At 60.9% G+C, this 20,243-nt stretch carries 22 protein-coding genes, 1 tRNA gene and 1 other annotated feature; of the genes, 5 read left to right on the top strand and 18 right to left on the bottom strand.

Going from position 1 to position 20,243, the window contains the following annotated elements; genetic code table 11:
* Positions 1 to 4 precede the first annotated feature (4 nt).
* The 16 genes from AAHA41_RS01195 to AAHA41_RS01120 form a co-directional block, all read right to left on the bottom strand.
* Positions 5 to 547, bottom strand: a complete 543-nt coding sequence (locus tag AAHA41_RS01195; protein ID WP_323068573.1) for a chalcone isomerase family protein — start codon at positions 545 to 547, stop codon at positions 5 to 7.
* Positions 504 to 722 (bottom strand): TIGR02450 family Trp-rich protein, encoded by a 219-nt coding sequence (locus AAHA41_RS01190; RefSeq protein WP_033114239.1) that lies wholly within the window; start codon positions 720 to 722, stop codon positions 504 to 506. The genes AAHA41_RS01195 and AAHA41_RS01190 overlap by 44 nt, the downstream gene beginning before the upstream one ends.
* A complete protein-coding gene (locus AAHA41_RS01185; RefSeq protein ID WP_041208039.1) occupies positions 722 to 1,198 on the bottom strand; it encodes a DUF2878 domain-containing protein in 477 nt (158 codons plus the stop codon). Before AAHA41_RS01185 ends, AAHA41_RS01190 begins: the two co-directional genes overlap by 1 nt.
* A 2-nt stretch (positions 1,199 to 1,200) precedes the next feature.
* Positions 1,201 to 2,457, bottom strand: a complete 1,257-nt coding sequence (locus tag AAHA41_RS01180; protein ID WP_323068571.1) for a cyclopropane-fatty-acyl-phospholipid synthase family protein — start codon at positions 2,455 to 2,457, stop codon at positions 1,201 to 1,203.
* Positions 2,457 to 3,239: a DUF1365 domain-containing protein gene (locus tag AAHA41_RS01175; protein WP_323068570.1), complete on the bottom strand. Its 783-nt coding sequence runs from the start codon at positions 3,237 to 3,239 to the stop codon at positions 2,457 to 2,459. Before AAHA41_RS01175 ends, AAHA41_RS01180 begins: the two co-directional genes overlap by 1 nt.
* Positions 3,236 to 4,495, bottom strand: coding sequence for an FAD-dependent oxidoreductase (locus AAHA41_RS01170; RefSeq protein ID WP_323068568.1), 1,260 nt, complete (start codon positions 4,493 to 4,495; stop codon positions 3,236 to 3,238). Before AAHA41_RS01170 ends, AAHA41_RS01175 begins: the two co-directional genes overlap by 4 nt.
* Positions 4,492 to 5,226, bottom strand: a complete 735-nt coding sequence (locus AAHA41_RS01165) for an SDR family NAD(P)-dependent oxidoreductase (RefSeq protein WP_323068566.1) — start codon at positions 5,224 to 5,226, stop codon at positions 4,492 to 4,494. The genes AAHA41_RS01170 and AAHA41_RS01165 overlap by 4 nt, the downstream gene beginning before the upstream one ends.
* Complete coding sequence (locus AAHA41_RS01160) at positions 5,223 to 5,651, bottom strand: nuclear transport factor 2 family protein (RefSeq protein ID WP_005338685.1); 429 nt, start codon at positions 5,649 to 5,651, stop codon at positions 5,223 to 5,225. The genes AAHA41_RS01165 and AAHA41_RS01160 overlap by 4 nt, the downstream gene beginning before the upstream one ends.
* Before the next feature lies 1 nt (position 5,652).
* Positions 5,653 to 7,074, bottom strand: a complete 1,422-nt coding sequence (phrB, locus tag AAHA41_RS01155; RefSeq protein ID WP_323068565.1) for a deoxyribodipyrimidine photo-lyase — start codon at positions 7,072 to 7,074, stop codon at positions 5,653 to 5,655.
* On the bottom strand, positions 7,071 to 7,958 hold the full coding sequence (locus tag AAHA41_RS01150) for a MerR family transcriptional regulator (protein WP_279007052.1): 888 nt from the start codon (positions 7,956 to 7,958) through the stop codon (positions 7,071 to 7,073). The genes phrB and AAHA41_RS01150 overlap by 4 nt, the downstream gene beginning before the upstream one ends.
* A 69-nt stretch (positions 7,959 to 8,027) precedes the next feature.
* Positions 8,028 to 8,975 carry a DUF523 and DUF1722 domain-containing protein gene (locus AAHA41_RS01145; protein WP_139394956.1) on the bottom strand — a complete coding sequence of 316 codons (948 nt, stop codon included), beginning with the start codon at positions 8,973 to 8,975 and terminating at the stop codon, positions 8,028 to 8,030.
* 180 nt (positions 8,976 to 9,155) lie between these two features.
* Positions 9,156 to 9,812, bottom strand: a complete 657-nt coding sequence (locus AAHA41_RS01140) for an autotransporter (protein WP_208736842.1) — start codon at positions 9,810 to 9,812, stop codon at positions 9,156 to 9,158.
* Between the two features lie 173 nt (positions 9,813 to 9,985).
* Positions 9,986 to 10,558, bottom strand: a complete 573-nt coding sequence (locus AAHA41_RS01135) for a DUF3157 family protein (protein WP_156852382.1) — start codon at positions 10,556 to 10,558, stop codon at positions 9,986 to 9,988.
* Between the two features lie 97 nt (positions 10,559 to 10,655).
* A complete protein-coding gene (locus AAHA41_RS01130) occupies positions 10,656 to 11,492 on the bottom strand; it encodes a 7-cyano-7-deazaguanine synthase (RefSeq protein WP_042032130.1) in 837 nt (278 codons plus the stop codon).
* Positions 11,493 to 11,579: 87 nt separating this feature from the next.
* Positions 11,580 to 11,858 carry a DUF6482 family protein gene (locus tag AAHA41_RS01125; protein WP_041208026.1) on the bottom strand — a complete coding sequence of 93 codons (279 nt, stop codon included), beginning with the start codon at positions 11,856 to 11,858 and terminating at the stop codon, positions 11,580 to 11,582.
* 18 nt (positions 11,859 to 11,876) lie between these two features.
* Entirely contained in the window at positions 11,877 to 12,488 is a 612-nt protein-coding gene (locus AAHA41_RS01120) for an HAD family phosphatase (protein WP_323068562.1), read from the bottom strand.
* Between the two features lie 169 nt (positions 12,489 to 12,657).
* Positions 12,658 to 12,779: a sequence feature (Phe leader region), on the top strand.
* Positions 12,780 to 12,817: 38 nt separating this feature from the next.
* Here AAHA41_RS01120 and pheA point away from each other — a divergent pair.
* Positions 12,818 to 13,990, top strand: a complete 1,173-nt coding sequence (gene pheA / locus AAHA41_RS01115; RefSeq protein WP_323068561.1) for a prephenate dehydratase — start codon at positions 12,818 to 12,820, stop codon at positions 13,988 to 13,990.
* A gap of 319 nt (positions 13,991 to 14,309) precedes the next feature.
* On the opposite strand, the gene AAHA41_RS01110 is transcribed toward pheA, so the two are convergent.
* Both AAHA41_RS01110 and AAHA41_RS01105 read right to left on the bottom strand, forming a co-directional pair.
* On the bottom strand, positions 14,310 to 14,735 hold the full coding sequence (locus AAHA41_RS01110) for an LPP20 family lipoprotein (RefSeq protein WP_041208020.1): 426 nt from the start codon (positions 14,733 to 14,735) through the stop codon (positions 14,310 to 14,312).
* 10 nt (positions 14,736 to 14,745) lie between these two features.
* On the bottom strand, positions 14,746 to 15,366 hold the full coding sequence (locus AAHA41_RS01105) for a FlgO family outer membrane protein (RefSeq protein WP_041208019.1): 621 nt from the start codon (positions 15,364 to 15,366) through the stop codon (positions 14,746 to 14,748).
* Between the two features lie 218 nt (positions 15,367 to 15,584).
* Between AAHA41_RS01105 and AAHA41_RS01100 the strand changes: the two genes are divergently transcribed.
* From AAHA41_RS01100 to AAHA41_RS01085, 4 genes are all read left to right on the top strand, one after another.
* Positions 15,585 to 16,739 carry a flagella assembly protein FlgT gene (locus tag AAHA41_RS01100; protein WP_139394959.1) on the top strand — a complete coding sequence of 385 codons (1,155 nt, stop codon included), beginning with the start codon at positions 15,585 to 15,587 and terminating at the stop codon, positions 16,737 to 16,739.
* A 50-nt stretch (positions 16,740 to 16,789) separates the two neighbouring features.
* Positions 16,790 to 16,866, top strand: a tRNA-Arg gene (locus AAHA41_RS01095).
* Positions 16,867 to 17,052: 186 nt separating this feature from the next.
* Positions 17,053 to 17,937, top strand: a complete 885-nt coding sequence (locus AAHA41_RS01090) for a DMT family transporter (RefSeq protein WP_323068557.1) — start codon at positions 17,053 to 17,055, stop codon at positions 17,935 to 17,937.
* 117 nt (positions 17,938 to 18,054) lie between these two features.
* Positions 18,055 to 19,992, top strand: coding sequence for a methyl-accepting chemotaxis protein (locus AAHA41_RS01085; protein ID WP_323068555.1), 1,938 nt, complete (start codon positions 18,055 to 18,057; stop codon positions 19,990 to 19,992).
* Positions 19,993 to 20,243: the final 251 nt, after the last annotated feature.

The raw sequence follows: 20,243 nt of genomic DNA, 5'->3' as shown, positions 1-20,243 counted from the left end.
ACTATCAGGATTGGCCGCGTAGACGGCGGGTCAGTGCAGGATCCAGACTGTTGTCAGCCAGCCAGATGGCGAGAAAGGCAGCCGAAAAGCGGGGATCGTCGAGGGAGCCAAGGCGTTTGTCTTGCCACCAGAAGTGGCCATGGCCCTCCTCATCGACATAGAAGGTGAGCCGATCGCCCGCAGCCACATCCGGCCAGATTGCAGCAAGTTGCTCCAGCCACTGTTTGCGCTCGGTATCGCTCCCCACTCCGAGGCGCTGCCACTCGGACGAAGTGGCGCCGAGCAGATCATCCCGTTCGATGGCTTTGGCATAGGTGAGGGTAAGCGCTTGTGGATAGTGGCCCGGCTGGTAGCGACCACTCTCGCTAAACAGGGTTGCGTCGTAGAGCTTGAACCAGAGCCAATGCATCTGTCCCTGACCGACCGGACGCAGCTTCTGCCAGGGGAGTGTTGCCGCATCGCTGGTGGTCGCAACGAGCAGGCTAAGGGCGGCAAGGTGGAGGCTAATTCCACCCCATATGCCAGTGATTGGGGTCTTCGAGTTCATGCCAGTCCATCTCCTGTTCCTGCAGGGTATTGATATCCTGCATCACCACCTGCACCAGCTGTCCCTGCGCATTCCGCTGGCAGGCAACCACCAGATAGAAGCGATCCGTCAGCTCGTGCTGGCTCTCTTTGGTCCACTTGGAAAAAAGCAGCGTGTCGGTCGAAAAGGAGTTCATCATGACTCACCCTCCAGCTTGACCATTACCCACAGGAGTACGGGTAACCACCACATCCAGATCACTGCCAGCAGTGCCGCACTGATCCCGATGCCCCAAGGTAAGTGTACTGCCCCCATGGCGGCTCCCGCCACATAGGAGGAGGTGCCGCCAACCATGCCAAACAGCGCCTGTTGCCAGCGAGGCAAGCGCAGCAGCCAGCGCATGCCATGAGCAAGCGTCAGGGCAAAACCGAGCCAGAGCAGTACCAGCCAGAGAGGAAAACCGGCAGGAAAGCGGAACAAGCCGAGCTGCCAGAGCAGGGCATCCAGCAGACAGCCGGCCACCGCGATGGGGAGCAGCCGCCAGTCACGCTGACGGCTGGGTGAGAAGAGAAAGTGCAACAGCAAGATCACCAGCAGCGGGCCCGGCTGCTGCCACTTCACCGCCAGCAACCAGTAGAGGTTGAATCCCAGCAGGTGAGCCCACTGCCACATGGTCAGTGACCGCTTACTGGCAAATCACCCGACCAGCCAGCGGGCCCCGGCTTGGCGGCCTCCAGCTGCACCAGACTGATGCTGCGCTCCCAGAATCCCCCCTCGCAATAGGCGAAGTAGAAGTGCCACAGCCGGATGAAATCCTGGCTGTAACCGAGCTTGGGCAGCTCGGGCGCCAGCGCCAGAAAGCGCTCGCACCAGTGAGCCAGGGTGCGAGCATAGTGATGGCCGTGATCGTGCAGCCGCACCAGCTGCATATCGGTCTCCCGTGCCAGCAACCCCGCCATCTGGGAGACGCTCGGCAGGCAGCCACCGGGGAAGATGTAGCGCTGGATGAAATCAACCCCGCGCAGATACTGGGCATGACGCTGATCGGCGATGGTAATGGCCTGAATGAGCAGGCGGCCACCCGGCTTGAGCAACCGTGACAACTGGCGGAAATAGTCGGGCAGGAAGGCGTGGCCCACCGCCTCGATCATCTCGATGGAGACCAGCTTGTCATAGGTGCCCTCCAGCTTGCGGTAATCCTCCAGCAGCAAGGTGATGCGATCCTCCAGCCCCTCCCGCGCAATCCACTCCTTGGCATAGTCGTGCTGAGCCCGGGAGATAGTCGTGGTGGTCACCCGGCAGCCATAGCGGCGGGCGGCATAAACGGCGAGGCCACCCCAGCCGGTGCCGATCTCCAGCAGATGATCGTCAGGCCCCAGCGCCAGTCGCTCGCAGATGGTGCGCAGCTTGGCCTGCTGTCCCTCTTCGAGAGTGGCCCCGGCGCTCGGATAGATGGCGCTCGAGTACTGCATATGGCTGTCGAGAAAACCCTGATAGAGGGTATTGCCGAGATCGTAGTGGGCGGCGATGTTGGAGCGCGAGCCGGTCAGGGTATTGCGGTTGAGCCAGTGACGCACCTTGTTGAAGGGGAAGCTGAGCCAGCCCAAGCGCCGCTCGAGGGAGCCGAGCAGGGTCAGATTGCGGGCCAGCAGCCGCACCAGCGCCACCGGATCCGGGCTGGTCCATAGCCCCTCTACCCAGGTTTCCCCGGCGGCAATGCTGCCTCCCAGCAACAGGCGGCGATAGAAGGCCGGATCCTGCACCACCAGTTCGGCATGCAGATCGGTACCCGCGACGCCAAAGCTGTAGCGCTCACCGCCATCTCGCAGCAGCAGCTGGCCATGTTCGAGGCGACCCAGCAGATTGAGCAGCAGTTGCCTTGCCCCCTTGTCGATGAAAGAGGCAGAGAGGGTTGATTGAGCAAGTTCCATTAGCGGCTCTCCGGATGGGTAAAAATCGGGGTTCGTTTGATAAAAAGACGCAGGGCCTGCCAGTAGATCCCGAGCAGCACCTTCATGGTCATCCAGGGCCAGCGGGCCAGCAGGGCCACCAGCCCCTTGCGCGACAAGGGTTCGCGCGTGAGCGCCAGGGTTGCGTCAAACAGCTTGGCTTCACCGGATACGGGATGACTCTCGATATGGATCAGTGTCTCCCGCGCGGGCGGCCTGATCCGCCAGTGATAACGCATCGCCAGCCCCATAAAGGGGGAGACGTGAAAATCCTTGTCATGTGGCGCCAGCACCGCCAGATCCAGCAGGTAGTAGTGACGCTCGTTCCAGGGGGTGTTGGAGACCTCTGCCAGCAGATAGCGGGCGTCTCCCTGCCGGTAGCAGAAGTAGAAGTTGACCGGGCTGAAGTAGAACCCGAGACAGCGCACATTGCCGAGCAGCAGTACCCGCCCCTCAGGGTCGGCATCGCCACCCAGTTCGCTCACCTTCTGCCACACGGCCTGCTTGAGGCTTCCCTCACTCCCCTTGAGATAGTCATGGCGGTGAAACGAGAGCAGCCCCGAGCGCTCCACACCGAACCAGCGCCCCTGATCGAGCTGCGGCAGCTCGTCGAGATCCAGTCCCAGCATAAAGAGGCTGTAGGAGAAGGCGTGGGCCCGCGGTGCAAAACGGCGGTGGCGCACCGAACCCTGCCAGATGGCGCTGGTGACGCCGGCCAGTTCGTCGGCACGCTCATGTTCGGTGGCCACGGTGGCGCCGTTCATAGCTCGGCCCCGAACCGTCTGGCCACGTCCAGCGCGCTGCGCACCCCATCCTCATGAAAGCCGTTGTACCAGTAGGCGCCGCAGAAGTGGGTGTGCTGCTGGCCGCAGATCTCCGCGCGGCGCTGCTGGGCAGCGATGGAGGCCTGATTGAACACCGGATGGTGGTAAACGAAGCGGCGCAGTACCTTGCTCTCATCCACCTTGCCCCTGGGGTTGAGGCTGACGCAGAAGGGCTCCGGCGAGCTCACCCCCTGCAGGATGTTCATGTTGTAGCTCACCAGCGGCCGCGCCTCGTCATTACCATCGAGCTGATAATTCCAGCTGGCCCATGCCTTGCGGCGGGTAGGCAGGCAGCGCGCATCGGTGTGGAGCCAGACATCGTTGGCCTGATAGGGCATGTCGCCGAGAATGGCCTGCTCCCGCTCGCCGGGATCCGCCAGCAGCGCCAGCGCCTGATCGCTGTGGCAGGCGAAGATCACCTCGTCAAACCGCTCCTCGCCGTAACTGCTCAGGATCACCACGCCGTCCGCTTCCCGCCGCACGCTCTGCACCGGACAGGCGAGGCGGATCTGCGATTGCCAACCCGCGGTAAGGGGGCCGATATATTCCCGCGAGCCGCCCGGGATCACGTACCACTGGGGGCGATTGGCTACATCGAGCAGGCCGTGGTTGGCAAAAAAGCGCAGGAAGAAGCCAAGGGGGAAGGCGCGCATATCGGCCAGGGTCGATGACCAGATCGCCGCCCCCATCGGCAAGATGTAGTGGCGGGCGAAGTAGTCGCTAAACTCCCCCGCCAGCAGAAAGTCCCCCAAGGTCAGCTCGGGGACTGCATCCTGATGTTGACCATCTGCCAGCCAAGCTCGTGCCTCCCGGTTGAACCGCAAAATCTCGGCGACGAAACCGTAGAAGCGCGGACTCAGCAGATTGCTGCGCTGGGCAAACAGGGTATCTAGATTGTGGCCGTTATACTCCAGCCCCTCCGGGCTCTTTACTGAGAAGCTCATCTCGGCCGGTTGCCGCGCCATGCCGATCCGAGCCAGCAACTTCAAGAAGTTGGGGTAGGTGCGATCATTGAAGACGATAAAACCGGTGTCGATGGCATAGCTGCGGCCAGCCTGATTAACATCGACAGTGGCTGTATGCCCCCCCAGGGTCGGCGCCGCCTCGAACAGGGTGATGTCATGGAGTTTGTGGAGCAGAAAACCGGCGGTGAGCCCCGAGATCCCTGAACCGACGATGGCGATCTTTTTCTTCATGAATGGCTTCCTTTCGATACGAGTGCGCGGCCAAGGCGCAGCCAGAGCCCCACCGGCAGCGCACCAAGCAGGCGCAGCAACCAGATGAAACGGCGGGGAAAGTGGATCTGGTGACGACCAGCGGTCAGCCCGTCCATGATGGCGCGGGAGGCCTCTTCCACCGTCACCAGACAGGGCATGGGAAAATCATTTTTGGCGGTCAGCGGCGTCTGGACAAAGCCGGGGCGGATCAGGGTCACCCCGATCCGTTTGCTGGCCAAATCGAGGCGCAAAGTATCCGCCAGATAGTCGAGGGCCGCCTTGGAGGCACCATACGCCTCGGCTCGCGGCAGCGGCAGCCAACTCACCGACGAGCTGACGATGGCAAGGCGTGATCCCGCCCCTAGCAGCGGCAAGAAGGCGGCCAGCGCATGGCCGGTAGCGGTCAGATTGGTGTCGATCACCCGGGCAAACAGCTCGCTGTCAAACCCCTCGCCGACATCCATGTACTCGCAGTTGCCTGCGTTGAGGATCAGCAGATCGAGGGATGGCAACGTGGCAGCCACCCCGCTCATTGCGGCCAGATCCCGGGCATCGAACTGCAGCGGGGTAATGCCGTGCAGCCCCAGCTCCTGCAGCCGTTCGCCATCGCGGCCACAGCCCCACACCTGCCAGCCTGCCCGCCGGTAATCCAGCGCCAGTTGACGACCGATGCCGGAGGTCGCGCCTGTAATAAGCACTCGGCCGCTCATGCGCCAAGCCTCCTTTTGATGGTGCGCACCACGGGCCCGAGCAGCGGCAACTGCTCGTAGAGCATGGCGCCCAGATCAAAATAGTCCCGGTGCTGGCACACCTTGCCCGCCTCGTCGAACTCGAGGCGGGTGGCCCCCTCCACCGTCACCGGCTCACCACCACGCAATCTGGGGTGAGAGAAGGTCATGGTCCAGCCGAGCCAGGCCTGCTGCCCTTGCTGCTGCTGACTGGTGATGACGAAGCGACAGTAGGCGAGGCGCTGATAGAGGGCGGCAAAATAGTCGCCAAGGGCCGCCAGCCCCTCGATACGGTGGGCCGGATCGGTAAAGACCACCTGTTCGGCATAGACCTCGGGCAAGCGGTGCAACTGCTGTTTGTCCAGTTGCTGATAGAGGCCAATAAAGCGGGCCAGCGGCTCGTTCATCCTATTTCTCCAGAGAGCGAAACATCTCGATGGCTCTAACCCGGGCAACGGCGTGATCCACCATGGGTGCCGGATAATTCTGTCGCCCCTTGAGCCGCAGCCAGTCGTGGGGCTGATGCACATAAGCGGCGGGAATATCGGCAAGTTCAGTTACCCAAGTACGGATAAACTCCCCTTGTGGATCAAATCGTTGCCCCTGAGTGGTGGGGTTGAAGACCCGGAAATAGGGCGCCGCATCGGCGCCGGTACCCGCAGCCCACTGCCAGCCGCCGTTGTTGGCCGCCAGATCGCCGTCGATCAACCGACTCATGAAGTAATCCTCCCCGAGCCGCCAGTGGATATGGAGATCCTTGGTGAGAAAGCTCGCCACTATCATCCGCAGCCGGTTGTGCATCCAGCCGGTGGCGTTGAGGCAGCGCATCGCCGCATCGACGATGGGGTAGCCGGTGCGCCCCTCGCACCAGGCGGCGAAGGCATCCGGGTCCCAGCTCCACGGCAAGGCCGCCGTCTCGGGCTTGAAGGGGCGATTCATGGAGAGGGTCGGGATCAGCACCAGCAGGTGGCGATAGAACTCGCGCCAGATGAGCTCATTGAGCCAGACAAAGCCGGGCTGGGCATTCGACTGGGGCCGATAGCCGAGCCGCTGCTGGAGCGCCGCCACGCACTGACGCGGGCTGATGATGCCCGCCGCCAGATAGGGGGAGAGCACGGACGTGCCCGCGATGGCAGGAAAATCCCGGGTCTCCCCATAGTCGAGCACCGCCTGCTCCAGAAAATCGTTCAAACGACGCCGGGCTTCCGCCTCCCCCACCGGCCAGCGTGGATCAGTCGTCAGCTCGCCGAGTGCTTCATCAACCCACTCCCGCTCAGCCAGCGGCTGCCACGGCAAAGGCTCACCACGAGGTGTCGGCGCCCGATGAATGACAAACCCCTCCTCATCGAGTGCCTTGAGCCAGGCGCGGCTGAAAGGGGTGAAGACCTTGAACATCTCACCCGAGCCGGTCAGCACCCGCCCCGGCGGCAATACGCAACAACCGTTGAGCCAGTGACAACTCACCCCCTGCTCTGCCAGCGCCGCGCTGACGGCATGATCGCGACGCTGCTCGTCGATCTCGATAGCCTGATTGGCGTAGAGCTGGGTCACCCCCTGCTCGCGGCAGAGGTCTGCCAACGCGGCGGGCGCCTCGGCAAAAGTCTCCACTCGCAGCAGATGGAGCGGGATACCGAGCGCCGCCAGCTCGCGGCCCAGCACATCGACCTGCGCCAACATAAAGCGCTGACGGATGGGGGCCATTTTGTGCTGCTGCCACTGGGTGGGGGAGATGATAAAGAGCGCGGCCACTGGCTCATCACCGGCGCAGGCATGCCGTAGCGCGGGGTTGTCGGCAAGGCGCAGATCATTGCGCAACCAGACCAGCTTCATGATTTTTTCCTCCCGCGTCCACTGGCGCCAGCCGCAGCAGGTACGTCCACCATCAGCTCGGCAAGGCTCGCCTGCCAGCCGTGGGCTTTAAGCCACTCATCATCGTAGAGGCGCCCCAACTCGCCAAACAGGCGCGTACCGGCGGGCCACCCGGCGGCCAGCTCCTGTTTGCCAAGACCGGCTCCCAGCAATACCAGCCAGGGGGTAACGGCACGTCCTTCCAACAGGCTGACATGGCGAGGCTCCACCGCTCCCAGCAGTTGCACCTCATAGCCCTGACCGATCAGCTCGTAGGCGGCCCAGACCAGATCGAGGGGGCCGACCTGTCCCCAGCTCGCCAAGGTGATCGGCACGCCCTTCTCCTGCTCGATCAGGTGGCGGGCGAAGCGGGTATGGAGCCAACCCAGCCACACCTGTTGCAGCAGCTCGCCATCGGGCCGCTCGCGCCACAGCCCCAGCAGTCGCTCCACCAGCGGTTGCAGTACCCGGCTGCGCACCAGCTCGAACGGGTAGCTCGCCAGCAGATCGTTGAGCTCGGCCTCCGCCTTGCGCTGGTTGAAGGCGAGCAGCGCCTGACTGAACTGCTCCAGGGTCTGCTGCCAGTGATCGCTCACCGGCTCGGAATGGGGTTCACTCAAGAGCCCCTTCACCTGCCCGATACTCACCCCCCGCTCCAGCCAGCTCAGGATCTCGCCGATCTGGCGAATATCCTGCTCGCTGTAGAGGCGGTGGCCCTTTTCGGTACGGGCCGGCTGCACCAGACCGTAGCGACGTTGCCAGGCGCGCAGGGTCACGGCGTTGACGCCGGTGAGGCGGGAGACCTCGCGAATGGGGTAGATCCCCTCATCAGCCAGAGGAGCAACTTCTTGCGGTAAATCAGACATGACAACGTCCATCAAACAGAGGGGTGAAGCGCTCCGGCGCAAGCCATGCGCCGGGGCAACAGAACGGATTCAGAGCCCGTAACGCAATTTGAGAGTATCGGGGTGGGGATTGAGATAAACCTGCTCGGCGAGATAGGGATTGGGGTACTCGCGCAGGTAGTGGCGGATCAGGGTGAGCGGTACCAGCAAGGGGAATATGCCGGTGCGGTACTTGTCGATGGTATCGGCCAGCTCCTGCTTCTGGGCCGGGGTCAGCACCCGCTTGAAATAGCCCTGCAGGTGCATCAGCACATTGGTATGGCTGCGGCGGTTGGCCCGCAGGGTCAGCGCAGCCATCAACCCCTTGATGTAGTTGTCGGCTACCTCCTGCAGGTTGGCGGACTTGCCCAGATTGCCGAGCAGCTTGCCAAGCGCCCGGTAGTGGGTGGTGGCGTGGGAGAGCACCAGATACTTGTAGCGGGAGTGGAAGCGGATCAGCGCAGAGGCGGTGATGCCGCGGGCGCAGAGCTGCTGCCAGTCGTGGTAGGCAAAGACCCGCAGCACGAAGTTCTCGCGCAGGATGGGGTCGCACAGGCGGCCATCCTCTTCGACCGGCAACAGGGGGTTGGCCTCCATCAACGCCCTGGCAAAGAGGCCTATCCCCTCCTTGGCGCTCCCCTCGTTGTTGGCACCATAAATTCTCACCCGCTCCATGCCGCAGCTGGGGGATTTGGCACAGAGGATGTAGCCGGAGATAAAGTCGAGCTGGCGCGCTTTCTGCTCGCTGAAGGCAATCAGCTTTTCGGTGACATCGAAGCTGCCGTTGCTCGCCTCGGCGCGGATCTCGCCGTGGCGCTTGACCAGCCGGATGGCGGCGCGGGGCGCCCCGAGACCGATAGCCATCTCGGGACAGACGGGGTGATAGTCAAAGTGAGCGCCAAGATCCCGTTCGCAGAAGCTGGAGCGCTTGTGGCCCCCGTCGAAACGCACCTCTTGTCCCAACAGGCAGGCACTGATACCGACTTTAATCTTGTACATGATGACGCTCCTTGTATAAGCATTGATTCAGTTATAGCAGTTATACAAAGAAATGGAAGTTGTATAACTATTGCCAACTGATACGACACAAGGAGAAAAAGAGGATCACCGGAAAAAGAAAAAACCCATGGCAAACGCCATGGGTAAAAATCAAGACACTACGGACTACGGGAAGGGGGATTAGAAGCTGTACTTCACACCCAGGCTGGAGATGGAACCCTGTTGCACATCCCACTTGCGGTAGGTGTAGTCGGCAGTCAGTGCCCAGTTCTGGTTGAGCTTGTAGGCGCCGCCCACTTTGAAGTCGTGCATATCGCCGGTCATGTTGGCGTAGCGGTAGGCTGTGGAGAGCTCGACATTGCCGATGTCGTAGCGCAGGCCCACTTCACCGTACATGCTGCCGCTGTTTTTGCGCACGATTGCATCCCAACCCTTGTTGTCAACGTTGCTCATCACCTCTCGCTCCAGGGTATAACCCATCACACCGGTTTCACCGTAGAGGTTCAGGCCAGTGCTGAGCGGGGTAAAGACACCAACACCCAGACTACCGATAGCCATGCTGTCATTGCCGCTCTGAGCAGAGGTACCCTCGGAAAGCAAACGGCCGTAGAAGTGATCGGCAAAGGATTTGGACAAGTCCAGAGTCAAACCGCCAAAATCACGTGAGCCGCCATTATCCCGCGAGAAGTCCCCGCCGAATTGATCGGACTTGAGAAAATCGGACTTGGTGTGGGCCCAGGTAGCCGCGCCCTTGGCGTAGCTGAAAGCATCCTGTGCCAGTGCAGAGGTGGAAGCAAAACCGGCCAGAACCAGAAGGGAAACAGCGCTCTTTTTCATCTCATTAACTCCATTGATAAGCTCGTCGAGCTGGTATGGAGTCATTGTGCGGCGAGGTTCCCTGCTTGCCGAGCGGCAAGCTGTTGCCAAATCATGTCAGATGTAAGCAGATATTGCGGATGATGACAGGAGTTACAAATGGCTGGCGTGAGGCTCACGCCAGCCGGTAAACATCAGCGGAAGACCACCTCGTCGATCTCGACTCGCACCAGCGGCTGACCGGTCAATCCGGCCGGACGGGCAACCTCGAGGGCCAGTGATGGACGCTCCTGCCCCTTGCGCAGATAGGTCTCCGGCAGACGGTTCTCGGCGACCCAGAAACGGGCCTCCTGACGGGAGAGCTGTACCCCCTCCTGACTGAAGAGCGTGACCCAGCCACGGACACCGACCACATTGCGGGTACCGGTATTGCCCACCATAAAGGTAAGCATCAGGGGATCAGTTCCCTCAACCTTGTCGAGCTTGACCACGATCCCGTCGCGCGCAGCCTGTGACAGCAATTCGGGGTGTGCCTTGGCCTGATCGGTCAGCACGGGTGCCGCTACCGCAACCACAGCACTCGCTTTCGCCCCTTCGGCCAGCGCCTTGACGGGCTCGGCCGGCTTGACCACCAGATATTCCCAGGTGAAGTCATCGTTCAGTTGCACCTGACGACCATCAGGCAAGGTCACCTGGGTAACAGGAGCAGCCTGCGCCAACACAGGCGAGAGACAGAGAGCAACCAGCAGACGGGAGAAAGATTTCATGGCATGAACACTCGGTAACGGGTGAAAGGGCGACAGTATAAACAGTCGCCCCCCTCCTTGCCTATGACGGGACTCACGTTCCCGCTGTCGCAGGAGCCTAGATAGCCAGGTCGTGGCGCTCTTCCTGCACCATGTCGAGGGTCACCAGATCGAACTCGGTTCCTTTGAGCGCCATCAGGATATCCGGCTGGAGATCAAAGGCCTGCGCCCGCTGGTGTTCAGGCAGACGCACCCGGGCCAGGGTCATGCCGCAATCGGAGAGGGTGTGAAAAAACACCTGCGCCTCGTCCAGCCCCATGTCGGCCAGCATCTGCTCGGCTTGATCCACCATCCGCAGGTAACGCTGCTCAAGCAGCCGTGGATTGGTGAAGCGATGGCTCAGGCAGCCATTGCCCCCCTTGCCCCAGCGACCAAGCTGGCGCTTGTTGAAGCCATAGCGAAAATCCCGCCGGGTCATCTGGTTGTCGGCAAAGAACCAGATAGTGTGGTCAGGCAGAGAACCGAATTCAGCCAGATACTCATCCCGCTCTTCCAGCGCCGCCGGCACCAGCAGCGGGAGATGGTTCCACTTTGGATGTGCCCCCACATGTTCACGCAAGCGGCGCACCGGATCGATCAGCCCCTCCATGTGGGGCAGGCGATCACAGAAGATCATTTCGTCGGTCTTGATAATCCAGTGATCGATACCGTAGCGCTGGCAGTAACGGCGGGCTCGCGCCACTTCGCTACGGCTGCGGGTGGGATTATCAAAGGTGATGGCATGGATCTTCACGCCGCTGGCACGGCACATGTCGATGCTGTAACAGGACTCCAGTCGCCCGGAAAAAGAGACCACGACCTCCTCAAACCCGGCCAACCGCTCAAGCATCTGCTGCTCGCGGGCCAGGAACGCATGATCATATCCCTGATTCAATAGAACGACATTGGCACCCATGACAACAGCTCCGGCGGATCAACAACAGGTTCCGGTATTGTGCAACGGGCAAGCTGAATAGACCCTTAAAAAGGTCAGGATTTGTGGTTAAAACTTGATAATGATCTCTTGCGATTCGGCCCCGACATCCTCGTTCTGGGCATCATAAACCCGCAGCCGTGCCTGATGGATCTGGTGCGCACGAAGGAAACCTTCCGCTTGCGCCAGCGAGGTGAAGGTAAGCCGCCCTCCCTCGCTGTCGGTCAGGCAGAGGCACTCCCCTTCCGCTTCGATACATAGTTGATAACCGCTGCCATCCTTGCAGGCGATCAGCAGGCTCGACTCAGGATAGTGACTGAGCCAATTGCGAAACCGGCCATGCTCCATAACGCTCCCAAAGGGGCATTACCCCTTGCCGGTGGCGGGCAAACAGCCCAGCTCAACCAGCTGCTGGCGGCAACTCGCCGCGTCGGTGAATACCATGCCCCTGATGCCAAGGGCCTCTGCCGCCGCTACGTTGGCGGGACTGTCATCGATGAAGATGCACTCTGCCGGTTTGAGATCGAACGACACCTGCAGGTAGCGATAGATATCCGGCTCCGGCTTCATCATCCGCACCCGCGCCGAGACCACCTTGCCGCTGAAAAAGCGCCAGAAATCCTGATGCTGCTCCAGCCAGTCGATGCTGGCGTGCCCCATATTGGAGAGGGCATAGAGCGAATGGCCTGCTCCGTGCAGCTCGGCCATCAAGGTTAGCATAGCGGGATCTGGCTGCAGCGACGGAGGCACCGCCTGCAAAATCGCCAGGTTTTCTGCGGCGCTCAGGCCGGTTCTGCGCTCTGCCTGACGAGCCATGGTGTGCAGTGACATAGTGCCTCTGTCCACCTCCAGCCAGTCCTGATGATTAAACAGCCGCTCCGCCAGCTGCTCGGCCCCTTCCGGGCCACGCACCGAGCTCACTATGCCTACCGGATCCCAGCTCACCACCACCCGTCCCAAATCGAAAATAATCGCCATCGCAACCTCCTGCAGCTCTGAATCGCGGGCAAACACTCAGCTTCATATAAAGCCGTTTATACGCTTGCCACTTGACCGGATACCCTGCCCCCATCTCGCGGTGCGGGCAAGTTTTACTTGCATCGCAGCGGCAAATCCCTTAATGGTTATGACGTTACTTCAAGGACACACCTATGCACGCACCGTTCTTCTTTGCTTTCTCGTTTATCCGGCCCGCTTGAGGGAAGGCCTGTCGTCGTGTGAACAGAAAGCAAAGACGAATCAAGCCTCCCCTCGCGGAGGCTTTTTTTTGCATCAATATCAATCGATTAATTGGATAGGGAACCATCATGGCAACGCTCGACAAGATCAGACAAGACATCACCCGGTTGGATCAGGAGCTGCTTGCCCTGCTGGCAAAACGCAAGACCCTCAGCATCGAGGTAGCCCGAGCCAAGCAAGCCAACCCGCGCCCTATCCGTGACCACCAGCGCGAGCAGGAGCTGCTGGTCGCCCTGATCCAGCAAGGGCGCGTGCTGGGGCTGGACGCCCAGTACATCACCCGCATCTACCACACCATCATCGAGGACTCGGTGCTCTCCCAGCAGGCCTATCTGCAGAGCCTGCTCAACCCGGAGCAGCAGGAGCCGATGACCAGCGTCGCCTATCTGGGACCACGCGGTTCTTACTCCAGCCTGGCCGCCCGCAAATATCTGGCGCGCTACAAGGATCAGGTGATCGAGGTGAACTGCCAGAACTTCCGCGAAGTGCTGGATGCGGTGGAGTCGGGTCGCGCCGCCTTCGGCGTGCTGCCCATCGAGAACACCAGCTCGGGCTCCATCAACGAAGTCTATGACGTGATGCAGCATACCAGCCTCTCCATCGTTGGCGAGCTCACCTACCCCATCGAGCACTGCATCCTCACCGCCGTGCCGACCGAGCTGAGTCGCATCAAAACCTTCTATGCCCACCCGCAGGTGTTCCAGCAGTGCTCCCACTATCTGAGCAAGCTGGAAGGGGCGCGTCACGAGATCTGCGACTCCTCCTCCAGCGCCATGATGAAGGTGAAAGAGCTGGCGAGCCCGGAGGCCGCCGCCATCGGCAGCGCCGCCGGTGGCGAACTCTATGGTCTGGACGTACTGGCCGAGCAGCTCGCCAACCAGAAAGAGAACTACAGCCGCTTTATCGTGGTGGCGCGCAAGCCCATCGACGTGGCGCCGCAGATCCCGGCCAAGACCACCCTCATCATGTCCACCTCCCAGAAGCCGGGCTCGCTGGTGGAAGCGCTGCTGGTGCTGCGCAACCACGAGATCAACATGACCAAACTCGAATCCCGTCCGGTGCAGGGCAACCCGTGGGAAGAGATGTTCTACCTCGACGTCTCCGCCAACCTCAACACCCCGGCGATGCAGGCCGCACTGGTGGAGCTGACCAAGATCACCCGCTACATCAAGGTGCTGGGCTGCTATCCGAGCGAGGATGTCAAACCGACCGCAGTGCCGCCGGTACTGATGGGCAAATAATCGAGCCAATCGGCAAGAGGCGGGCATCATGCCCGCCTCTGTTTTTTCTGCCACCTGCCCACCTGAAGCGCTAAACAGGCTGTAGCCAGGTGCCAAAACTCGCCATCACGGGCCATTTATTGTTCAGAAAAGCTAAATAACTGCTCACCAGCATCAAGCAAAAATTGACGATAAAGCCCGCTAAAAAGGCCATTGCCGCAGCTAAATTGCCTGTCCAGAGCCATTTTTTCCCTGCCGGACCCCGGCTCCTGACTCTTCCCGATAACAAAAAGGCGAGCCGCTGGCTCGCCTTGAACACACAACTTTCGACCGGTTCACATCAGAACTGACCGGCCATCAGCTGGTTGATGTTGTAGAGGGCGCGGGTATCGAGCTCCATCTCGGTGGCATAGGTGTTGCCGCGGGGATAGGAGGCTACGACACGGGCACCACGCACCACACCGGCGACCGAAACATCGAGCGAGTTGGAGGTCTGGGTCAGGTCACGATAACTGCTCTGGCCGCGCACCTGCTGGCCATTGAGCTGCTCGGCCAGCTCGCGGTAGGCATCCATTTTGGAAGCCCGGATCGCCTGCAGCATCTTCTCCGACTGGGAGGGGCCGGGCTGGATGTCGATCACCGCATAGCCCACCGCCTTGAGCACCGGAAAATCATCGGGCTTGCCACCCTGGGTGTAATCCGTCACCCGGTTGTAGCTGCAACCGGTGAGCAAGAGAGCCAGCAGGCAACCAAACAACATCTTCATGACTCGCTCCTTATGGGGTCAGGTTGACCAGATGACCACCCGGTCGGGCCTGACTGTCACGCATCAGATAACCGCGGTTAATCGATGCCCGACCAAACGAGTTGTTGGCACCGAACAGATATTTCTGCGGGATCAGGCTCTGGGCCGTGGTCTCGACCATCTTGGTACGCATGTCGATGATGCGGGCGTTGACCAGAACCCCCTTGCTGTTGCGACTGAAGGTGCCGACCAGAATACGCGAGATGGGCAGACGGGGAGAGAGCTCCTTGTAGTTGCGGCTCAGCACAAAATCCCCTTGCGGCGTTACCTTGATGCTGCCGGTCAGCTTGAAGTCCACCACCACCTCGCCGCGGCGGTTGAGCTCGTAGATAAAGCTCTCCTCAATCTGCTGCCCCATCCAGTTGGTATCCTGCAGGGTATCGAGATCGACAAAAGAAGCTACCGCAATGGGATCGGTCAGGGTGGAGAGCGATTTGCGCTCCATCAGCTGATCGGTCATGCGTGCCACCAGCCAGTTGAGCTCCATCCCCTGCGCCGCCTGACGCGGATCACCCTGATCCCGATTGATAGGGTCGGAGCCGCAGCCGGCCAATGCCAAAGCGAGCGCCAACGCCGTGATGAATTTGTTCATGGATACCTTTCCTGTATCTGCACCTGATTTGTTATCGGACGCGTCGGCCAAACCTTGAGCCGGGAATGAGGCATGATTCTTGCTGAAACACTCGCTGTTAAGCCAATCTCTGGCGGATGGTCAGAAAAACGCCATCGAACAACTGTTGTGATCCATGTCGGCCTGCCATGCCCTCTTCAAGAGAAGAGGCTGCGAGTCGCCTAATCAAGGTATCTGCTATGAAATTACCGCTGCTGTTGACCCTGCTGCTGGCCAGCCTGAGCGCCCGCGCCGAGCTTATCGAAGCACAGGGCAGTGCTGCCATTCTGGGGGGGGATGAAGTCTACGCCCGTGAACAGGCGACTCGCGATGCCCTGCGTCAGGCGCTGCTGGCCAGCGGCGCCGCCGTCTCCAGCGTGCAGCGTCTGGAAAATGGCAGCCTGCGATCCGAGCAGATCCAGATCCGCTCCGGCGGCGACATTCGCCAATACCGCCTCAAACGGGAAGAGGTGCGCAACGGCCGCATGTACATCACCCTGGTGGCCGACATTCAGGCCGAACGCCAGATCTGCCAGACCCAGCACTTCGCCAAGGATTTGACACTGGTCAGGCTGCGCCTGCGCTACCCCGATCAGGCTAGCTACGGCGCCATGGACGACATGCCGGAAAACCTCTCGCGACGGCTGTTCGAAACCCTCGCCAACGCCCAGCAAGGGGTCGCGGTGCGTCAGTGGCTGGATGAAAACCTGCGCATCGACCCGCTTCACCTGCAACAGGGGGATCGCAGCGCCCTCGAGGAGATCAAAGCGCTCAGCCTGCGCACCGACAGCCAGTATCTGGTACTCGGCAGCATCGACGATCTCTCCATCGAACCGCAGGGCAACCAGCTGACCAGCTGGTATCAGGATCCCGTGCGCAACTTTCGCATGCAGCTCTACCTGTTCGACGGCATCAACGGCAGCCTGATCAACCGCAAGGTCTATGAAGGGCGCGCCACCTGGACATTCGGCAAACGGGATCAGGTGGGCAGCAACAGCGGCCAGTTCTGGCAGTCGAGCTACGGCCAGGAGGTCAACTACCAGCTGCAGCAGGCCGCTCAGGATCTGGTGGCCCAACTCACCTGTGCCCCGGTCACCGCACGGGTGGTCGGCCAGAACGAACGCGGTCCCTACATCAATCTCGGCCGACGCAACGGCGTCAAGCTCGGCGACCAGTTCCGCATACAGCACAACGCCGACTTCATCGACCCCTACGGCAAGTCCCGCATGATGCGCAACCCAGCCGACGGTCTGTTCGAAGTGGTGCAGGTGTTCGACGACGGCGCCATCATTCGCAGCCAGAACAAATATTCACCATTCAACATCCAGAACGGGGATTTGGCAGTATTGGAATAGGAATCAAGGGTTTAAAAGGGAGTTGCTTCTTGTATAATGCCCGCCACAAGGCTCCCGTAGCTCAGTAGGATAGAGCGGTCCCCTCCTAAGGGACAGGCCACTGGTTCGACTCCAGTCGGGAGCGCCATATAAAACAAGGGGTTAGCATCTTCATGGTGCTAACCCCTTGGTCGTTTTTGACGGTGGTCAATCCCGTCTCCTCTCATCTGTGACACCCTCTGCATTCTTGGCTTGCACTCTCTCTGATAGACTGACTCTCTTTGGCTGGGCCCAGCGCCCAAGCCAGCAGCTTCATCTTGCAAAGGAGTGTTGGATGTCCGGTTGTTCCTGGTGGGATAGATCCACCGGTTTTGCCTTGCTGACCATTGTGCTGTGGGCCTCGCTGGCCGCACTGACTTCGCGCATTACCAGTGTTTCACCACTCGTTCTGGTGGGACTGGTGCTGTTTTTCTGCGGGGCCGGGGCATTACCGTTCTGGCGCCAGTGGCGAGCCAGCCCGCTCACCTGGCTGATTACCATCACAGCCCTGCTCTTTTATCATCTGCTGCTTTTTATGAGCTTTCGCCACGCCCCGGTGCTTGAAGCCAACCTCATCAACTACCTCTGGCCGCTCTGCATCATCCTCTTCACTCCGCTGTTGCTGCCAAATCATCCCCTCCACCTTCGCCACATTCTGGCGGGGATCTGCGGGCTGGCTGGCTCCATGCTGGTGATGGTCGATGGCGAGCTGCAACTGCAGCAAGCATATTTGCCCGGCTATATGCTGGCGCTGGGTGCCGCCATCATCTGGGGCGCCTACTCGGTACTGTCGCGCCGTCTGCCACCGGCGCCTGCCGTGGTCACTGCAGCAGCCTGTCTGCCCGCCGGCGTGCTGGCGCTGCTGCTCGCCCGTCTGCTGGAGGGGCCTCTGCCACTGACACAGATCCCGGCCAGCGACTGGAGCCTCATCATCGGGCTGGCTCTTGGCCCCATGGGGGCCGCCTTTGTTACCTGGTATCTGGCGCTGCGAGACGGCGATCCACGCCGGATCGGTGCCCTTGCCTACCTGACCCCACTGCTGAGTACCTTGCTGCTGGTGACATTGAACGGAGAGGAGCTGACCTCTCGCCATCTGCTGGCCGGTGCCCTGATCATGGGCGGCGCCCTGCTTGGCATGCGGAGCAAAAAAGCCCCTCCAGCCATCGCCGCCGCAAGCTAACCCCTGCTGCACTGGCAAAAATCGATGCGTTAAAGATGGTGTCATAAAAACGCCATCTCTCCCCGTTAGGCTCAGGCCATGCCCCATGGATGGCCTACCGCTGACAGGAACCACATCGTGAAAATTGCCCACTACGTCACCCTCTCCTCCCTCGTTCTACTGCTGGTCGCGGGAGGCGAGGCGCTGGCGCTCTACCGGGGGTGGCAACAGCTGGCGCAAACCGAGCAGACTCAGCGACAGCATGAGGCGTTGCAGCAACAGGTCACGGTCGCGTTGCAAAACAGCTTGCGTGACTACCTCGCCGCAGGTGATCCCCAACAACTGGCCGCCGCAGAGAAGATCCGCACACGGGTTCTGGTTGCGCTGGAAAATCAGCCACAAGAGATAGCCGCCCCTCTGCAGCATCAGCTGGAGGAGATGGGCAAGCGCATCGAGCACGACTATCAGGCGGCGGGCAAGCTCTCCGGCAACAGCCAGTTGCTGTTGCAAAATGCAGAGAACGAGATCGCCAGTCAGGCGCTGGCTCTGCTGCGCTACGGAGAACAGGGGGAAGGCGGTGAGCAGGCCAATGCTGCCCGGCAATACCGCTTGGCAGCCTCGGAGATTCTCGCCAGCCTGTCGCAGCTCGGCCACCAGCGTCAAAGCTACATGGAGCAGGGAAGCAGCAAACTGCTGGAAGGGCTCACTCTCGAGCTGGAAGGGATGGCGAAGCTGGCGAACCAGCTGCAAGCGCTGCCACTGCTCGGCATCTATGAACAGCCAGCGGCGGACGAATTCACTCTGGGAGAGCCTGAGCGCAAGGAGATAGGTGATCAGCCGCGCAGCGAGGTGCAATCACTCATCAAGCGCTATCCACAGGAGCTCGCTAACAGCCGCATGGCGCTGCAACAACAGCAGACTGCCCGCCATGCCGTACAGCAGGATATTACCCGGATGGTGCAGCTCACCCGCGAGATGGGCGACACGATTGCCAGCGAACGGCAGGCCGTCAACCAGAGACTGGCCACCATACTCGGCACGCTGGCGCTGATCCTGGTGGCGGTAGCCCTCCTTTTTGCGCTGGTGCAGCGCCGCTGGCTGCTTGTCCCCTTGTTGCGCTTGCGTCACGCCTTTTTGCAGCTGGATAACACCGGACAGGCGGAGCCCTTGCCTGCTGCTCGCGAGCGCAACGAGCTGGGGGACATAGTTACCAGCTACAACCGTCTGATTGGCCGCCTGCAACAGGATCAGCAGCAGAAAACGGGGCAACTCTCGGCGGTCTCCACCAGCCTGCAGGGGATGGTGAGCCAGGTGGAGGAGATCCACCAGAGCACCCGCACCACCGAACAGGTCGTCGATGAAAGCGGCCAGATGATGGGAGAACTCAATCAGCTGGCTGGCGAGGTGCATCAGGTAGCTGCCGAGATAGCCCGCCATGCCAGCCACAACGAACAGGCCATGAGCCAGAGTGAAGGGCTGGTTGGCAGCATGCTGCATGCGACCACCCAGACCGGGCTTGCCATCGACGAGAGCGGCGAAGCGCTGCAGGCACTCAAACGCTCGGTCAGCGACGTGACCGCCATCGTCGACGTGATTGGCCACATTGCCCAGCAGACCAACCTGCTGGCCCTCAATGCCGCCATCGAAGCCGCCCGTGCCGGCGAGCAGGGGCGCGGTTTTGCCGTGGTTGCAGACGAGGTGCGCCATCTCTCTGCCAACACCCAGCGCTCGCTCAACCAGATCACCGAGATCCTCGGGCGACTGACCCAGTCAGGCGACCAGCTTGGAACCGTGCTCGACCGCATCACCAGCGAGGCAAACAGCCAGCGCGAGCAGGCCGAGCGACTGCGGGAAACAACCCGGGCGGTGCGGGAGATCGCGCGCAATACCGCGGTGATCGCCCTGCAGGGCGCCGACAATGCCAAAAGTCAGGAGCACAAACTGGCCAGCTTTGCCGACCTGATCGCCCGCATTCATCAGCATGCCAGTCAGGTCAACCAGCTCTCGGTGCAGGTCTCCTCCCACATTCACCATCAGGCCCGCCAAATCCCGCTGATCCTGGGCCAGCCAAATTGAATATTGCGCGCTAACAGCCCCGCCCCCTCTCTCGCCTGTCAGCGGGAGAGTTTTTTTGTTGCGCAAAATTATCTGTTACCTGCAGGTTAATATTGACCACGGACCGGCCGTCGTCCTGCTCGCCCCCCACCTCCTTCTGCAACCCATTGAAAACGCTCTCATGGCCGCATGACGTGGAATGAGAGCCCTTCGCCTTCACGCAATGAATATTTGCACTCTGTCATACTTTTGAAACTTGGCGGGAACTTTTC

The organism is Aeromonas sp. SER, from assembly GCF_038739615.1.
Taxonomy (GTDB): domain Bacteria; phylum Pseudomonadota; class Gammaproteobacteria; order Enterobacterales; family Aeromonadaceae; genus Aeromonas; species Aeromonas jandaei.
Note: the sequence above shows the minus strand (reverse complement) of the source record. Positions and strands in the feature narration are given on the sequence as shown.

Bases quoted from the DNA above. Each gene is read 5' to 3' on its own strand.
- AAHA41_RS01195 (WP_323068573.1), bottom strand. From the start codon at position 547: ATGAACTCGAAGACCCCAATCACTGGCATATGGGGTGGAATTAGCCTC.
- AAHA41_RS01190 (WP_033114239.1), bottom strand. From the start codon at position 722: ATGAACTCCTTTTCGACCGACACGCTGCTTTTTTCCAAGTGGACCAAA.
- AAHA41_RS01185 (WP_041208039.1), bottom strand. From the start codon at position 1,198: ATGTGGCAGTGGGCTCACCTGCTGGGATTCAACCTCTACTGGTTGCTG.
- AAHA41_RS01180 (WP_323068571.1), bottom strand. From the start codon at position 2,457: ATGGAACTTGCTCAATCAACCCTCTCTGCCTCTTTCATCGACAAGGGG.
- AAHA41_RS01175 (WP_323068570.1), bottom strand. From the start codon at position 3,239: ATGAACGGCGCCACCGTGGCCACCGAACATGAGCGTGCCGACGAACTG.
- AAHA41_RS01170 (WP_323068568.1), bottom strand. From the start codon at position 4,495: ATGAAGAAAAAGATCGCCATCGTCGGTTCAGGGATCTCGGGGCTCACC.
- AAHA41_RS01165 (WP_323068566.1), bottom strand. From the start codon at position 5,226: ATGAGCGGCCGAGTGCTTATTACAGGCGCGACCTCCGGCATCGGTCGT.
- AAHA41_RS01160 (WP_005338685.1), bottom strand. From the start codon at position 5,651: ATGAACGAGCCGCTGGCCCGCTTTATTGGCCTCTATCAGCAACTGGAC.
- phrB (WP_323068565.1), bottom strand. From the start codon at position 7,074: ATGAAGCTGGTCTGGTTGCGCAATGATCTGCGCCTTGCCGACAACCCC.
- AAHA41_RS01150 (WP_279007052.1), bottom strand. From the start codon at position 7,958: ATGTCTGATTTACCGCAAGAAGTTGCTCCTCTGGCTGATGAGGGGATC.
- AAHA41_RS01145 (WP_139394956.1), bottom strand. From the start codon at position 8,975: ATGTACAAGATTAAAGTCGGTATCAGTGCCTGCCTGTTGGGACAAGAG.
- AAHA41_RS01140 (WP_208736842.1), bottom strand. From the start codon at position 9,812: ATGAAAAAGAGCGCTGTTTCCCTTCTGGTTCTGGCCGGTTTTGCTTCC.
- AAHA41_RS01135 (WP_156852382.1), bottom strand. From the start codon at position 10,558: ATGAAATCTTTCTCCCGTCTGCTGGTTGCTCTCTGTCTCTCGCCTGTG.
- AAHA41_RS01130 (WP_042032130.1), bottom strand. From the start codon at position 11,492: ATGGGTGCCAATGTCGTTCTATTGAATCAGGGATATGATCATGCGTTC.
- AAHA41_RS01125 (WP_041208026.1), bottom strand. From the start codon at position 11,858: ATGGAGCATGGCCGGTTTCGCAATTGGCTCAGTCACTATCCTGAGTCG.
- AAHA41_RS01120 (WP_323068562.1), bottom strand. From the start codon at position 12,488: ATGGCGATTATTTTCGATTTGGGACGGGTGGTGGTGAGCTGGGATCCG.
- pheA (WP_323068561.1), top strand. From the start codon at position 12,818: ATGGCAACGCTCGACAAGATCAGACAAGACATCACCCGGTTGGATCAG.
- AAHA41_RS01110 (WP_041208020.1), bottom strand. From the start codon at position 14,735: ATGAAGATGTTGTTTGGTTGCCTGCTGGCTCTCTTGCTCACCGGTTGC.
- AAHA41_RS01105 (WP_041208019.1), bottom strand. From the start codon at position 15,366: ATGAACAAATTCATCACGGCGTTGGCGCTCGCTTTGGCATTGGCCGGC.
- AAHA41_RS01100 (WP_139394959.1), top strand. From the start codon at position 15,585: ATGAAATTACCGCTGCTGTTGACCCTGCTGCTGGCCAGCCTGAGCGCC.
- AAHA41_RS01090 (WP_323068557.1), top strand. From the start codon at position 17,053: ATGTCCGGTTGTTCCTGGTGGGATAGATCCACCGGTTTTGCCTTGCTG.